Origin of the sequence: Azospira sp. I09 (assembly GCF_009177135.1) — a bacterium.
GTDB lineage: Bacteria > Pseudomonadota > Gammaproteobacteria > Burkholderiales > Rhodocyclaceae > Azospira > Azospira oryzae.
Map to the genome: position 1 here is coordinate 1293743 of NZ_AP021844.1, position 14063 is coordinate 1307805.

A 14063-nucleotide genomic window follows, 5' to 3' on the forward strand; every position below is an offset into this window, starting at 1 on the left:
CAGCGGCTTGTCAGCCCCCGGTTCGAGGGCTAAAGTTCCGCCTTTGCGGTTTTCCCCTCCCTGGCGCCGCGCTTCCCGCCCGGCCCCCGGCCCGGCGCAAGCCCCCGCCAGCCGGCGCCCGCGGCACTTTCGGCGAGCCTGACTGTCCCAAGGTGCCCGACGACGACCCGAACCATCCAGAACAGCGTTTTCCCATAATGACAACTCAAAACACCGATTCCCCCGCCCTGGCGCTGCGGGGAGTCAGCAAAAGCTTCCGCACCCCGGACGGCCAGCAGGTGGGCGTGCACCCCACCGACCTGGACGTGGCCCCGGGCGAAATCCACGGCATCATCGGCTTCTCCGGCGCCGGCAAGTCCACCCTGCTGCGCCTGGCCAACCTGCTGGAGCGCCCCGACGCCGGCCAGGCGGTGGTGCACGGCCAGGACCTGATGACCCTTTCCCCCGCCGACCTGCGCACCGCCCGCCAGCGCATCGGCATGATCTTCCAGCACTTCAACCTGCTGCATAACCGCACCGTGGCCGACAACGTGGCCTTCCCCCTGCGCATCGCCGGGGCCGACGAGGCCCGCATCAACGAGCGGGTGAAGACCTGCCTGGAATTCGTCGGCCTTTCCGAGAAGGCCGGGGTCTATCCGGCCCAGCTTTCCGGCGGCCAGAAGCAGCGCGTCGCCATCGCCCGGGCCCTGGCCCCGGAGCCCCACGTGCTGCTGGCGGACGAGCCCACCTCGGCCCTGGACCCCCGTACCACCCAGTCCCTGCTGGAAGTGCTGGCCGACGTGAACCGCCGCCTGGGCGTCACCATCCTGCTGGTGAGCCACGAGATGGGCGTCATCCGCCGCCTCTGCCACCGGGTTTCCGTCATGGAAGCGGGGCAGATCGTGGAGCGCCTGACCATCGCCAACGGCCGCATCCCGCCCGACTCCCAGCTGGCCCAGTGGCTGCGCGAATACGGCGATGCCGAAGGCGACGCCGAGGAAGCCGCCGCCGAGCCCGCCCCCCAACACCTGCTGAGCGAGGCCGCCCATGGCTGATGAAACCCTGGCCCCCGAGCCCACCATCCTCGACACCTTCATCGAACTGCTGCCGGAAATCGGCAAGGCCGCCGGCGAGACCGGCCTGATGATGCTGATCTGCCTCACCGCCGCCGTCATCGTCGGCGGCGCCCTCGGCATCCTGGTCTTCCTCACCTCCCCCGGCCAGGTGCTGGGCCGTTACCGCCGCTTCAACCTGGTGGCCAACGGCTTCATCAACGTCTTCCGCTCCTTCCCCTTCATCATCCTGCTGGTGGCGGTGTCGCCCTTCACCCGGCACATCGTCGGCACCTCCATCGGCCCCCTGGCCGCCAGCGTGCCCTTGTCCCTGGCCGCCATTTTCTATTTCGCCCGCATCATCGAGCAGACCCTGCGCGACGTGCCCCGGGGCGTCATCGAGGCGGCCGAGGCCATGGGCGCCTCGCCCCTGCAGATCGTCACCCAGGTGCTGCTGGTGGAAGCCCGTTCCGGCCTCATCCTGGCGGTCACCATCACCGCCGTCAGCTTCCTCTCCTACTCCGCCGTGGCCGGCGTGGTGGGCGGCGGCGGCATCGGCGACCTGGCCATCCGCTACGGCTACTACCGCTTCCAGACCGATGTGATGCTGATCACCATCGTCCTGCTGGTGGTGCTGGTACAGGGCATCCAGTTCTTCGGCCAATGGCTGGCGCGGCGTGTGGACAAGCGCTGAGCTGAATAGAAAACCTTTTTAGCCACAGAGGGCACAGAGTTCACAGAGAAAAGCGAAAAGGCGATAGGTCTGGGAGGCAATAGGCACGCCATTGTTCAGCATGGCATGGCTGAGATGCCCGTCCCTCTTGGCTGCCAGGGCACCGATCTTTCAAGGTTCCACCCGTTCTACCCAACGGAGAATGCCCCCCTCTGTGATCTCTGTGCCCTCTGTGGCCAACGCTTTTTGATTCACCCCCAACTACGGAGTCCAAACACATGAAACTGATCCGTTCCCTCCTCGTTGCCGGTCTGGCCCTGGGCCTGGCGGCGGCTCCCGCCTTCGCGCAGGAGAAGAAGAACCTGACCATCGGCGCCACCGCCGGCCCCAACTTCGACCAGGTCAAGCTGGGCATCAAGCCCATCCTGGAAAAGAAGGGCTATAGCGTGAAGCTGGTGGAATTCAACGACTACGTGCAGCCCAACCTGGCCCTGGCCCAGGGTTCCCTGGACGCCAACGTCTTCCAGCACGTCATCTACCTGAAGAAGTTTTCCGCCGACAAGGGCCTCAACCTGACCGACGTGGTCAAGGTGCCGGTGGCCCCCATGGGCCTCTACTCCAAGAAGGCCAAGAGCCTCAAGGACGTCAAGGACGGCGACCGCGTCACCCTGCCCAACGATCCCTCCAACCTGGCCCGGGCCCTGCACTTCCTGGAGCAGAACGGCCTGATCAAGGTCAAGGCCGGCATCGACGCCCTCAAGGCCACCGAGAAGGACGTGGCGGAGAACCCGCGCAAGCTGCAGCTGACCCCCATCGAAGCCGCCCAGCTGCCCCGCACCCTGGACGACGCCGGTCTGGTGGTGGTGCCCGGCAACTTCGCCATCGCCTCCGGCCTCAAGCTGAGCGAAGCCATCTCCCTGGAAAAGACCCCGGACCACTACCTCAACGTGGTGGCGGTGAAGACCGAAGACCAGAACAAGGCCTGGGCCCAGGACATCGTCGCCGCCTTCAAGTCCGCCGAATTCAAGGCCGTGCTGGACAAGCACTTCCAGGGCTACGCCCGCCCCGCCTACCTGCAGTGAGGCCGGCGCCCCGCGCCAAAGCAAAGGGCCACCCCGGGGTGGCCCTTTTTCATGGCGGCCCGGCAAAGGGCCGGCGGCGGATTGGCGCAGAATGGGGGAAAATGCCGACCTGCCCCCGCCCCAAGGATTCAGCCGTGAGCATCACCCTCAACGAAAGCGAAGTGGAAATCGTCGCCATCCGCGCCCAGGGCGCCGGCGGCCAGAATGTGAACAAGGTCTCCAACGCGGTGCACCTGCGCTTCGACGTGGGCGCCTCGTCCCTGCCCGAAGAGATCAAGGCCAGGCTGCTGGCCCGGCGCGACCAGCGCCTCAGCAGCGACGGCATCATCGTCATCAAGGCCCAGAAGCACCGCAGTCTGGAGCGCAACCGGGAAGACGCCCTGGTGCGGCTGCGGGAAATGATCGCCGCCGCGGCCTTCGTCCCCGTCCAGCGCCGTCCCACCAAACCCAGCCGCAGCTCCCAGCGCAAGCGGGTGGACAGCAAGGTCAAGCGGGGCCTGGTGAAGCTGCAGCGGGGCCGGGTCAGCGAGTAGGAAAAAGGGGAAAACAGGGAAAGTCCGCGCGGGGCGGACGCCCCGGGCCGGGGCGCGCTATGTGGCGCCCGGGTCCCGCATCCGCCAAGGATTAGCGGATCACCTTGAGCAGTTCCACCTCGAAGGTCAGGGTGGCGTTGGGCGGCACGGCGCCGCCGGCGCCGCGGGAACCATAGGCAATTTCCGGCGGGCAGGTGAGGCGGGCCTTGCCGCCTTCGCGCATCTTGGAGACGCCCTCGGTCCAGCAGGGAATGACCCGGTTGAGGGGGAAGGTGGCGGGCTGGCCCCGCTTGTAGGAGCTGTCGAACTCGCTGCCGTTGGCCAGGGTGCCCCGGTAGTGCACCTGCACCGTCAGTTCGGGGGCGGCCTTTTCGCCGCTGCCGTCCTTGAGGGATTCATAGACCAGGCCGGAAGGGGTCTTTTCCGGGGCGCCCGCCTGGACGCCGGCGGCAGCCAGGGCCGCCACGGCGGTCAGCATGAGTTTTTGCCACAGTTGCATGATTTCTCCATCAGTTTGAGCGAAAGGCCGAATGCATGCCGGGCCGGCCGAGCAGCACTCGGGCGGGGCCGGAAACGGTATGCAGCGCCCGATTATAGGCCGCCAGCCGCCATGCGGCGCCAGTCCGGAGCACTCGGCCATGAGCCGGGCACTTGCGGATTCCGGCACCGTTCGCCCCTGCGGGTTTCCACGTACTGACGCCGGAGGGCCCGGAGCCGGTATAATTGACGGTTTCCTCCCCATTTCGCATGGGCCGCCCGGGATTCATCCCGCCGCCGCCCGCCCAACGGGGAACCCGGTCAAACCAGGACAGGCTGGAACCACAAGCTTCCCAGCCCGGGCCTGGGCGCAGGTTACGAGAAACCTGTGCCGGCCAGGCAAGCGCCGCGCCCAAAAGGCGGGCATTGCCGCACCGGCGCCGATATCGACAGGCGTTCCGCCAGGGCCCGACGGCCCGGCCCGACGCATTGGTACGAATCAAAAACAGAATTCACTGGAGAAACTATGCGCTTCCTGCCCAAATCCCTCGTTCTGGTTGGCGCCCTCGCCGCCGCCGGCCTGGCCCAGGCCGCCGACATCAAGATCGGCGTGGCCGCCGCCCTCACCGGCGGTGCCGCCCAGTACGGCGTCGCCATCCGCAACGGCTTCCAGCTGGCTGCCGATGAAATCAACGCCAAGGGCGGTGTGAACGGCAACAAGATCCAGCTGGTCGTCGAGGACGAGCAGGGCAAGAAGGAAGAAGGCATCAACGTCTTCAAGAAGCTGATTTTCCAGGACAAGGTGCTGATGGTCTTCGGCCCCACCCTGTCCAACTCCATGTTCGCCGCCGGCCCCGTGGCCAACGGCGCCAAGACCGTGGTCTTCGGCACCTCCGTCACCGCCAACGGCATCACCGACATCGGCCCCTACGTCTTCCGCAACTCCGTCATGGAATCGGACGTGCTGCCGGTGACCGTGGCCACCGCCACCAAGCACTACAAGCTGAAGCAGGTTGCCGTCATCTACGGTAACGACGACGCCTTCACCAAGAGCGGCTACGACGTCTTCAAGAAGGTGCTGGAAGACCAGAAGCTGCCCGTCACCACCACCGAGACCTACGTCAAGGGCGACGTGGACTTCAAGGCCCAGCTGACCAAGATCAAGGCCTCCAACCCGGATGCGGTGATCTGTTCCTGTCTCGCCGAAGAAGCCGCCAACATCATGCTGCAGGCCCGCGGCCTGGGCATCAAGGTGCCCTTCATCGGCGGCAACGGCTTCAATTCCCCCAAGCTGTTCGAGATCTCCAAGCTGGCCGGTGAAGGCACCTTCGTCGGCAGCCCCTGGTCCAACACCAACCCGGCGCCCGCCAACAAGGCCTTCGTCGCCGCCTACGTGAAGAAGTACAACGCCGAGCCCAACCAGTTCGCCGCCCAGGCCTTCGACGCCCTGCACGTGGCCGCCGCCGCCCTGCAGGAAGTGAAGCTCTCCGGCGACATCGCCGCCGACCGGGAAGCCCTGAAGAACGCCCTGCCCAAGGCCACCATCAACGGCGCCACCGGCCCCTTCAAGTTCCGTCCCGCCGTCACCAAGTCCGGCAAGCCGGGCGGCTGGGATGCGGATCAGAAGCCCTTCATCTACGTGGTCAAGGGTGGCAAGTTCACCGCCTTCGACGGCAAGTAAGCGACTGTCCGCGTAAGCCTGTCTTACCCACCAATGCGGGGCCGATGAAAGTCTGCCCCGCATTGCATTTGCAACTGGAATTTCCCCATGCTTGAACAACAACTCCTCAACGCCCTGACGCTCGGCAGCGTCTACGCGCTGTTCGCCCTGGGTTTCACCCTGGTGTTCGGCGTGCTGGCGGTGATCAACCTCTCCCACGGAGCGGTGTTCATGGTCGGCAGCTACGCCGCCCTGGCCATGGTCAGCCACCTCAACGCCCCCCTCTGGGTGGCCATGCTCGGCGCCATGGTGGTCAGCGGCACCATCGGCCTGCTGGTGGACGTGCTGGTGCTGAAGCCCCTGCGCGCCCGCAACGCCCCCCACCTGATTCCCATGATCGCCACCATCGGTGTCGGCATCATGCTCACCAGCGCTGCCCAGGGCCTGTTCGGCGCCGAGGTGCTGCGCTTCCCCGAGGACGTCATGCCGGCCGGCGAATTCATGGTCGGCGACGTCCATGTGCGGGCCCTGGAAATCGCCATCGTCGCCATCGCCTTCCTGCTCATGGCCGTGCTGTTCACCATCTTGAAGCGCACCCAGCTTGGCCGCGCCCTGCGGGCCATCGCCGAATCCCCCAAGGCCGCCTATCTGCTGGGCATCAACGTGGAAGGTCTGTTCCACATCACCTCCTTCGTCGCCGCCGCCCTGGGCGGCATCGCCGGGGTGCTGATCGGCCTCAACTTCAACGCCATCACCCCCTTCATGGGCCAGCCCATGCTGCACAAGGGCATCGCCGTGATCATCCTCGGCGGCATGGGCGACATCCGCGGCGCCCTCATCGGCGGCCTCTTCCTGGGCTTCGCCGAGGTCATCAGCAAGGCCTACCTGTCGAGCCAGATGGGCGACGCGGTGGCCTTCGGCCTGCTCTTCCTGATCCTGCTGGTGCGGCCTTCCGGGCTGTTCGGGCGCAAGCTGGAAAGGAAAGCATGATGGAATGGTTCAATGACTTCTGGTCCACCTACAGCACCCTGGTGTTCTCGGTGGGCGTCCACGCCCTGTTGGCCCTCTCCATCTGGCTGACCCTTTCCTGCGGCCTCCTGTCCCTGGCCAACGCCGCCTTCATGGGCGTCGGCGCCTACGTCTCGGCCCTGCTCACCCTGCATCTGGACTGGTCCTTCGGCAGCGTGCTGCTGGCCGGCGGCATTGCCCCGACCCTGGTGGCCCTGATCATCGGCGCCCCGGTGCTGCGGCTGTCCGGCGTCTACCTGGCCATGGCCACCCTGGCCTTCGGCGAGGTGGTGCGCATCACCGTGCTCAACCTGGAGATCACCGGCGGCCCCGAAGGCCTCAACGGCATTCCCCTGGCCACCGAAGGCTGGCACATCGCCCTGATCCTGGCCGTCACCGTCTATGGCCTGGCCCGGCTGCGCCGCTCCAAGGTGGGCCGCGCCTTCGAGGCCATCAAGGAAGACGAGGTGGCCGCCCGCCTGATGGGCATCAACGTGGACCGCTACAAGCTGCTGGCCTTTTCCCTCGGCGCCTTCATCGCCGGCGTGGCCGGGGCCCTCAACGCCCACTTCACCTTCTTCATCAGCCCCCGGGAATACGGCTTCGAGAACGCCGTGGACATCCTCACCATGGCGGTGCTGGGCGGCACCTCCAGCCTCATCGGCCCCATGCTCGGCTCCTCCATCCTGACCCTGCTGCCGGAACTGCTGCGCTCCCTGCAGGATTTCCGTTCCCTGGTGAACGGCGCCGTGCTGGTGCTGGTGGTGCTGTTCCTGCCCAAGGGCCTGTGGGAATCCCGCCGCATCCGTGCCTTCTTCAAGCGTCTCAAGGGAGGTCAGGCATGAACGCCCCCCAGCAACCCAATCTGCTCTCCATCCGTAACGTCGGCAAGCATTTCGGCGGCCTGCACGTGCTGCAGGACGTCAGCTTCGAAGTGCCCGCCGGCAGCATCTACGGCCTCATCGGCCCCAACGGCGCCGGCAAGACCACGGTGTTCAACCTCATCACCGGCCTGCTCACCCCCAGCGCCGGCCAGATCGACTTCCAGGGCCAGACCCTGATCGGCCTGGAGCCCCACCGCATCACCCACCAGGGCATCGCCCGCACCTTCCAGAACATCCGCATCTTCAAGGAAATGGACCTGCTGGAAAACGTCATGGTGGGCATGCACGACCACCTCAACTACGGCGGTTTCGGCATCTTCCTCAACAGCCCGGCCTGCCGCGCGGCCGAGAAGAAGGCCCGGGAACGGGCCCTGGAGCTGCTCTCCTGGGTGGGTCTGGACCACAAGGCCGACATGCTGGCCGACAACCTTTCCTACGGCGACCAGCGCAAGCTGGAATTCGCCCGGGCCCTGGCGACGGAACCCAAGCTGCTGCTGCTGGACGAGCCGGTGGCCGGCATGAACCCGTCGGAAAAGACCATCCTCATGGAAGAGATCAACAACATCCGCAACCGGGGCTACGGCGTCTTCATGATCGAGCACGACATGCGCTTCGTCATGGGCCTGTGCGACCGCATCGCCGTGCTCAACTTCGGCCGCATCATCGCCGAAGGCACGCCGGACGAAGTGCGCAACAACCCGGATGTGATCGAGGCCTACCTGGGAAAGGAAGACAACTGATGAAACGTCTCCCCCGTAATTTCGGCCGGCCCACCGGGCAGGCCCTGGCAGTCGCCTCCCTCGCCCGGCGAGGGAGGATGGGTAGGAGTGCCCATCTGAACTACAGCCCTCTGCAGGAGGGCCTGTAATGAGTGTGCTCCTTCGCGTACACGACCTGGCCGTGGCCTACGGCCACATCGAGGCCGTCAAGGGCCTGGACTTCCACCTCAACGAGGGCGAGATCACCGCCCTGGTGGGAGCCAACGGCGCCGGCAAGAGCACCACCCTGCTGGCCCTCTCCGGCCTCATCAAGCCCACCCGGGGCAAGATCGAATTCCAGGGCGAAGACATCTCCCGCCTGCCCGCCCACCAGATCGTCGAGTGGGGCCTGGTGCAGGTGGCTGAAGGCCGGGCCATCCTCACCACCCTGACGGTGGAGGAAAACCTGCAGCTCGGCGCCTACACCCGGCAGGACAAGGAGGGCATCCCCGCCTCCATGGAAGAGGTGTACCAGCTCTTCCCCCGCCTCAAGGAACGCTCCCAGCAGTTCGCCGGCAACCTCTCCGGCGGCGAGCAGCAGATGCTGGCCATCGGCCGGGCCCTCATGGCCAAGCCCAAGCTCCTGCTGCTGGACGAGCCCTCCATGGGCCTGGCCCCCATCGTGGTGCAGGAAATCTTCCGCATCCTGGTGGAGATCAACCGCCGCGGCCTCACCATCCTGCTGGTGGAGCAGAACGTGCGCCAGGCCCTGAAGATCGCCAAGCACGGCTACGTCATCGAGACCGGCAAGATCGTGCTGGCCGATTCCGGCGCCAACCTGCTGGCCAACCCCAAGGTGGAAGAAGCCTACCTGGGCGGCTGACACGCCCGAGCGGGAGTGGCCGACAGGCCACTGCCCCACAAACAAGAAGGGACGCCATTCTCCCGGCACACCGGGCCAGGAATGGCGTCCCTTCTTCTTTCCAGCGGCCCTATCTGTACGGTAACGGGCCCCAGAACCTTCCCATCAAAGCTGCCGCCTAGTGGCTGCGCTTGCCACCTGGCGACGTACCAGATATCCACCTTGTTCCTCCAGAGTTCTCAACACTTGGGTCGCGTCGGCTTCTGGCCAGAAGCGGTAGTTGGCCTTCTGTCAGCCAAAGTCGGCTTCGAACTTCAAGCGGTCAGTGGCTCACAGTGTCAGCAACTCCCGTAGGCGGCTATAAGCAGCAGTTCGCGCTCTTTAAATTCAATAGAGAAAATAACCTAGTGCAAACATAAGCCAGCCGTGTAAAAATCATTCATCCGCCTGAAGTCACAAACCCCATAAATTATTAGAACTAGAGAATCGACAACCTATGTTTAACAAAACAACATCGCAAATTTCTGCCAGAACAATCGACTATCTTGCAAGAAAACACCCGTGGTTTGATGCAATCATGAGGAATGGTCGCGTAGCATTTTTCATGTTCGCCGTTTATATAATTCTTGTTTTTGCAATGGTTAATTACGTTCACAGCGGAGAGGAAGGCGGGTGGAAAGAAATAATAAAGAGCTACTCCCCTGTCTTCTTTGATTTGCTGATTGTCTTTATACTTTCTTCTGTTTTTTTGGTTGCCCGCGGGTATTTTATTGAGGAAAACTCTCGTATAGACACCAATTCCAAACCCAACGAAAATCTGTTTATCCCCTTAAACCCATCTTCGGTTGATTTAGCGGTTGATGATAACGACTTTTTCCAGCGACACCCAGCGGTATCGGCTATTCTAGATGCGCTACCTATCGAACAGTCGGATTATTTCCTCGCCCACGCCGGGTCGTTAGATATACCAAAATTAACCATAAAATCAGTAGCATTAGAGGAAAATGGTGGACTTAAGCTGAGTCTTGGATTTGGTTCTTTTAAAGAATTTTTCTTCACTCATCATTTTCCTGACTATACTCTTTCAAGGTCCTCCGCGAGGAACTCTGGAAGAAAAGAAACGCTGCGTGATTTATTTTCACCTATCTATTTACGAGCCTACGAACCATTCTTCAGTGGAAATGCAAGCAGACTTGATTTCTTGAGTTACACCCCAAATACACTTGGAGTAACTGGATGTGTTCAGCTTGTTGGTACCACCCACAAAGTAATCTTATTTCAGCAGCGTGGTTATCATGAATCTGCGGCAAGAGGGGTTTGGCACCTGAGTTATGCAGGCACGATTGATGCGTACCCCGATTTCACTGAAGGCTCACCCAGTCTGTCGTTTGCAGAATTGGCAAACAATGAGTTTGTTGATGAATTCATGAAATCGGATCCCGGGGTTTTTATCAGCGAACATGAAAAAAATTTATCAGTCACCCATAAAATTGTCGGAATTTGTGCCAACAGCCAGTATCTATTTCAGCCGGAAATATTTATTTTAACAATGATAAAAATCGAAAATGAAAAATTATTAAACCAGGTTCTAGAGAAATTTTCCATGAATAGCAAAAAAAATTTTCTGGCTTTAGATGTATCAAAGGATATCGATTATTACTTATCAAATGATGGCTTAAGATTAAGGCCACTGTGCCGGGTCGCTATCGACAAAATTTATAAGGCGCACTTTTAAAAAAAATTCAAAATCTTTCCGTTGCGGTTGTTCGAACGCTTGTACTTCCGGTTTTTAGCAATCAGTGCAGTAACTGCACAAATAACGTGTTCAGCTTTGGGTTGGGGGCCGTCAGTCAGTGCGGTAGCGTTGACTGAGCGTCAGCAACGAGGCGAAAGCCGACTGACGCTCCATCAAAACGAAGGGCTGCTTGGGGTCGGAAGCCGCCGTAAAGCAATGGCCGGTCTGCAAGCAGAACCGGCCATTTTTCATTGGGTACACCACGGCAACCAATGACCCGACTGAGAGTCCGCGGGCTGTCCTCGAGTCACTGGTGGCAAGGTGGAATTTCACTGGGTAGCAGCCTCCCGATGCACCGGAATAGCAGCATTAGTGGGCATGCCCGGCCCGGCGCATAAGAAAAGAAAAAACAGCTATTTCCGCCCCGGGTCGGGCGGGCCCTACCGTGGCCGGCACAACGATCACCGTGAGCCGACCATGCCCGACATCTATAACACCATCACCGAGGCTGCCGCCGAGGTTACCGCCCGCATCGCCGAGGTGCTGGAAATCCGTGCCGCCGAGCCCCAGCAGAGACGCATGCTGGAAACCTATCTGGCGGAGATTCCCTTCCCTGCCGACGCCCGGGTCCTGGAAGTGGGCTGCGGCACCGGCGCCGTCGCCCGCCGTCTGGCCGCCTGGCCCGGGGTGGTGGAAGTGGTGGGCCTGGACCCTTCCCCCATCTTCCTCGCCAAGGCCCGGGAACTGGGCGCCCACCTGCCCCACCTTTCCTTCCGCGAAGGCGGCGCCCACGGCCTGCCCTTTGCCGACGGCCACTTCGACGTGGTCATCTTCCACACCACCCTGTGCCACCTCTCCCAGCCCCTGGACGCGCTGCAGGAGGCCCACCGGGTGCTGCGTCCTGGCGGCCGCCTGGCGGTGTTCGACGGCGATTACGCCTCCACCACCTTCGGCACCGGCGACCTGGACCCCCTGGAAATCTGCGCCCACGCCTTCCGCGAGCATTTCATCGACGACAGCTGGATCGCCCGCCGCACGCCCCTGCTGGCGCGTCAGGCCGGCTTCCGGGTGGATGCCTTCCACAGCCACGGCTACACCGAGAGCAGCGCTCCCAGCTATCTCTACACGGTGGTGGACCGGGGCGCCGACGCCCTGGCGGATGAAGGCCGCATCGGCCGCCCCCTGGCGGAGGCCCTCAAGGCCGAAGCCCGGCGCCGGGCGGAGGCCCATCAGTTCTTCGGCCACATCGGCTACACCAGCCTCATCGCCGAGCGTCTCTAACCGCTGGGCACCCCTGCCCTGGCAGGCGTCGATGCCGGTGACGGCATAGACGTCGGCCACCGGCGCCACGCTGCGTCGCGGCCGCCACGTCAGGGATTTGCCCAGGGGCCGCATCAGCGGTTATGGTCGGGGCATGGTGGCCGCCGGGGGGAAAGCCCTAGAATGGCGACTGCGACCTTCACCTGGAGTCTGGCATGCCGCCCCGGAAACACCCCGCCCGTCTAGTCCCCGTCCTGCTGTCCCTCGCCTGTCTCGCCGCCCCGGTGGCGCCGGCGGCAGCGGCGCCGCTGAAGGTGCTCGGCTTCGACGACATGAGCTGCCAGGCCTGGGTCCGCTCCCGGGACGAGGCGGAGCAGCGGGCCCTCTATCTGGCCTGGATGCGCGGCGTCCTCACCGGCCACAACTACGCCCGGCAGAGCCAGCAGGTTTCCGCCATTTCCAGCGGCACCATCGAGAACTACGTCAATCGCTATTGCAGCGAAAAGCCCACGGGGGATTTTGGCGACGCCATCCTGCGCCTTTCCGACCAGTTCTCCGGCCGCAACGCGATCCTCACCAAATAAACGGCGGAGCCTGCCCATGAGCAAGAAGAGCATCGACCACCAGCGCCTGGACCAGGTGGTGCTGGCAGCCCGCCAGGCCCGGGACGAACGGGAAAAGGGCTACCGGGAACGGGCCCTGAAGATTTATCCGTGGATCTGCGGCCGCTGCGGCCGGGAATTCACCCACAGCAACCTGCGGGAGCTGACGGTGCACCACCGGGACCACAACCACGACAATAATCCCGTGGACGGCAGCAACTGGGAGTTGCTGTGCCTCTACTGCCACGACAACGAACACCAGAAGCAGATCGAGTTCGACCAGGGCAACCGGGCCACCAACGGCTTTGGCGGCGGCGCCAGCCATTCCCCCTTCGCCAACCTGAAGGCCCTGCTGGGCAAGGACGAAGGTTCGGACTAGGCCCGCTGCGGCATCAACAGTGACAGCCGGGGCCCAGGTCCGCACCGGCCCGGCCGCCCCGTTCTTCCCCAGGACTTTCCTGATCCCGCCGGCCTCTGGGACCGGCCCTCCTCCTTCACCAGCCAGACACCCGTTGCATGGATTCCCGACCGGCACGCCCCCAGGCGCCCCTGTGCACCCGCTGCGCCCACTACTACATCACCCACGACGTGAGCTTTCCCTACGGCTGCCGGGCCCTGGACTTCAAGAGCCGGCGCCCGCCGATCCTGGAGGTGCAGGACGCCTCGGGCCTGGAGTGCCAGTACTTCCTGGCCAAGAGCGGCCCCCGGGCCTAGCGGCGGATGCCGCTGTGGCGGGCCTTGCGCCGCCAGCAGGCGGGCGTCTGCAGGGCCAGCGTATCCACCGGCTTGCTGCCGAACAGGGCCTGGGCGAAAGCCCGGCGCTCCCGTTCTTCCTGGGTGACGCCGGCGATGTGTTCAAACCATTTCTGAAGGCGGTTCATGGCGACTGGCTCCTCGATGTCGGATGGATTGCAAGGTTCGGTACGGTTCGAAATGCCGTCCTTGGATGCAAGAATATCCGACTACTGTATAAATGTACAGTAGTCGGATATTCGGCTTCCCCGCGCCCGGAACGAGGCCGCTGCAAGGGCCGTCCGCCGGGCCCGGCAGCCGCCCCGGAAGCCAATAGGGACGGCCTTCTCCACAGGGCGCTGGGCCGCCGGGCCCGGGAGTGCTATGTTCCGCCCTGCACTCAACACGGAGCCCCGCCCATGGCCTGGGAGAACACCCCGCAGACCTTCACCTCGGAACGCGGCCTGCGGGCCGCCCTCATCTTCGCCCTGGCGGCCGAACGCCTGTCCCTCTATTACGAACACGGCCAGTGGCTCACCGACGCCCAGGGCGCCACCCTGGCCGCCGACTGGCTGGCCCGCTCCAAGCAGACCATGGCCCTGGCCGAGCGCCGCCATCTGGCCGGCCTCAGCGACCGCCTGGCCCGGGACATCGCCGCCTCCCTGTCCCGGGAGGCGGGCCTGTACACGGCCCACGAAATGCTCGAGTCCCTCGATCCGAACTATCATTCCGACATGGCCCAGACCCTCATGGCCGAATGTGAGCGCCTGCTCGACAGCGAACCGGCGCCCTGAGCCGCCCCCCTGCCCGGGGCCTGCCCCCGGGC

General features: G+C 63.7%; 18 protein-coding genes. 16 read left to right on the plus strand and 2 right to left on the minus strand.

The genetic code is table 11. The features are described from left to right. Positions 1-197 precede the first annotated feature (197 nt). From AZSP09_RS05980 to arfB, 4 genes are all read left to right on the plus strand, one after another. Complete coding sequence (locus AZSP09_RS05980; RefSeq protein WP_152089468.1) at positions 198-1034, plus strand: methionine ABC transporter ATP-binding protein; 837 nt, start codon at positions 198-200, stop codon at positions 1032-1034. Next, positions 1027-1725 carry a methionine ABC transporter permease gene (locus tag AZSP09_RS05985; RefSeq protein ID WP_152089469.1) on the plus strand — a complete coding sequence of 233 codons (699 nt, stop codon included), beginning with the start codon at positions 1027-1029 and terminating at the stop codon, positions 1723-1725. The genes AZSP09_RS05980 and AZSP09_RS05985 overlap by 8 nt, the downstream gene beginning before the upstream one ends. Positions 1726-1982: 257 nt before the next feature. Next, positions 1983-2786 (plus strand): MetQ/NlpA family ABC transporter substrate-binding protein, encoded by an 804-nt coding sequence (locus tag AZSP09_RS05990; RefSeq protein WP_152089470.1) that lies wholly within the window; start codon positions 1983-1985, stop codon positions 2784-2786. Positions 2787-2887: 101 nt separating this feature from the next. Beyond that, positions 2888-3319 carry an alternative ribosome rescue aminoacyl-tRNA hydrolase ArfB gene (gene arfB / locus AZSP09_RS05995; RefSeq protein ID WP_130458223.1) on the plus strand — a complete coding sequence of 144 codons (432 nt, stop codon included), beginning with the start codon at positions 2888-2890 and terminating at the stop codon, positions 3317-3319. A 91-nt stretch (positions 3320-3410) separates the two neighbouring features. Here arfB and AZSP09_RS06000 read toward each other — a convergent pair whose 3' ends face one another. Further along, a complete protein-coding gene (locus tag AZSP09_RS06000; protein WP_130458222.1) occupies positions 3411-3818 on the minus strand; it encodes an FKBP-type peptidyl-prolyl cis-trans isomerase in 408 nt (135 codons plus the stop codon). A gap of 504 nt (positions 3819-4322) precedes the next feature. Between AZSP09_RS06000 and AZSP09_RS06005 the strand changes: the two genes are divergently transcribed. From AZSP09_RS06005 to AZSP09_RS06050, 11 genes are all read left to right on the plus strand, one after another. Beyond that, positions 4323-5477: an ABC transporter substrate-binding protein gene (locus AZSP09_RS06005; RefSeq protein WP_014237128.1), complete on the plus strand. Its 1155-nt coding sequence runs from the start codon at positions 4323-4325 to the stop codon at positions 5475-5477. Between the two features lie 87 nt (positions 5478-5564). Next, a complete protein-coding gene (locus AZSP09_RS06010) occupies positions 5565-6446 on the plus strand; it encodes a branched-chain amino acid ABC transporter permease (protein ID WP_014237127.1) in 882 nt (293 codons plus the stop codon). After that, entirely contained in the window at positions 6443-7309 is an 867-nt protein-coding gene (locus AZSP09_RS06015; RefSeq protein ID WP_232058859.1) for a branched-chain amino acid ABC transporter permease, read from the plus strand. The genes AZSP09_RS06010 and AZSP09_RS06015 overlap by 4 nt, the downstream gene beginning before the upstream one ends. Then, on the plus strand, positions 7306-8088 hold the full coding sequence (locus AZSP09_RS06020) for an ABC transporter ATP-binding protein (protein WP_152089471.1): 783 nt from the start codon (positions 7306-7308) through the stop codon (positions 8086-8088). Before AZSP09_RS06015 ends, AZSP09_RS06020 begins: the two co-directional genes overlap by 4 nt. Then, positions 8088-8216: a hypothetical protein gene (locus tag AZSP09_RS20560; protein ID WP_269473825.1), complete on the plus strand. Its 129-nt coding sequence runs from the start codon at positions 8088-8090 to the stop codon at positions 8214-8216. The genes AZSP09_RS06020 and AZSP09_RS20560 overlap by 1 nt, the downstream gene beginning before the upstream one ends. Beyond that, entirely contained in the window at positions 8216-8929 is a 714-nt protein-coding gene (locus AZSP09_RS06025) for an ABC transporter ATP-binding protein (RefSeq protein ID WP_152089472.1), read from the plus strand. Before AZSP09_RS20560 ends, AZSP09_RS06025 begins: the two co-directional genes overlap by 1 nt. A gap of 475 nt (positions 8930-9404) precedes the next feature. Then, a complete protein-coding gene (locus AZSP09_RS06030) occupies positions 9405-10643 on the plus strand; it encodes a hypothetical protein (RefSeq protein ID WP_152089473.1) in 1239 nt (412 codons plus the stop codon). Between the two features lie 477 nt (positions 10644-11120). Beyond that, positions 11121-11924, plus strand: a complete 804-nt coding sequence (locus AZSP09_RS06035) for a methyltransferase domain-containing protein (protein WP_165397429.1) — start codon at positions 11121-11123, stop codon at positions 11922-11924. A 194-nt stretch (positions 11925-12118) separates the two neighbouring features. After that, positions 12119-12487, plus strand: a complete 369-nt coding sequence (locus AZSP09_RS06040; protein ID WP_152089475.1) for a hypothetical protein — start codon at positions 12119-12121, stop codon at positions 12485-12487. A gap of 16 nt (positions 12488-12503) precedes the next feature. Next, on the plus strand, positions 12504-12884 hold the full coding sequence (locus tag AZSP09_RS06045; protein ID WP_152089476.1) for a YajD family HNH nuclease: 381 nt from the start codon (positions 12504-12506) through the stop codon (positions 12882-12884). 137 nt (positions 12885-13021) lie between these two features. Next, complete coding sequence (locus AZSP09_RS06050) at positions 13022-13219, plus strand: hypothetical protein (RefSeq protein WP_014237119.1); 198 nt, start codon at positions 13022-13024, stop codon at positions 13217-13219. On the opposite strand, the gene AZSP09_RS19910 is transcribed toward AZSP09_RS06050, so the two are convergent. Beyond that, positions 13216-13386 (minus strand): hypothetical protein, encoded by a 171-nt coding sequence (locus tag AZSP09_RS19910; RefSeq protein ID WP_014237118.1) that lies wholly within the window; start codon positions 13384-13386, stop codon positions 13216-13218. The two genes, AZSP09_RS06050 and AZSP09_RS19910, sit on opposite strands and share 4 nt — an antisense overlap. A gap of 270 nt (positions 13387-13656) precedes the next feature. Between AZSP09_RS19910 and AZSP09_RS06055 the strand changes: the two genes are divergently transcribed. After that, the gene (locus AZSP09_RS06055; RefSeq protein ID WP_130458213.1) at positions 13657-14031 is read left to right on the plus strand and encodes a hypothetical protein; all 375 of its coding nucleotides are present in this window, start codon (positions 13657-13659) and stop codon (positions 14029-14031) included. The last annotated feature ends 32 nt before the right edge of the window (positions 14032-14063 follow it).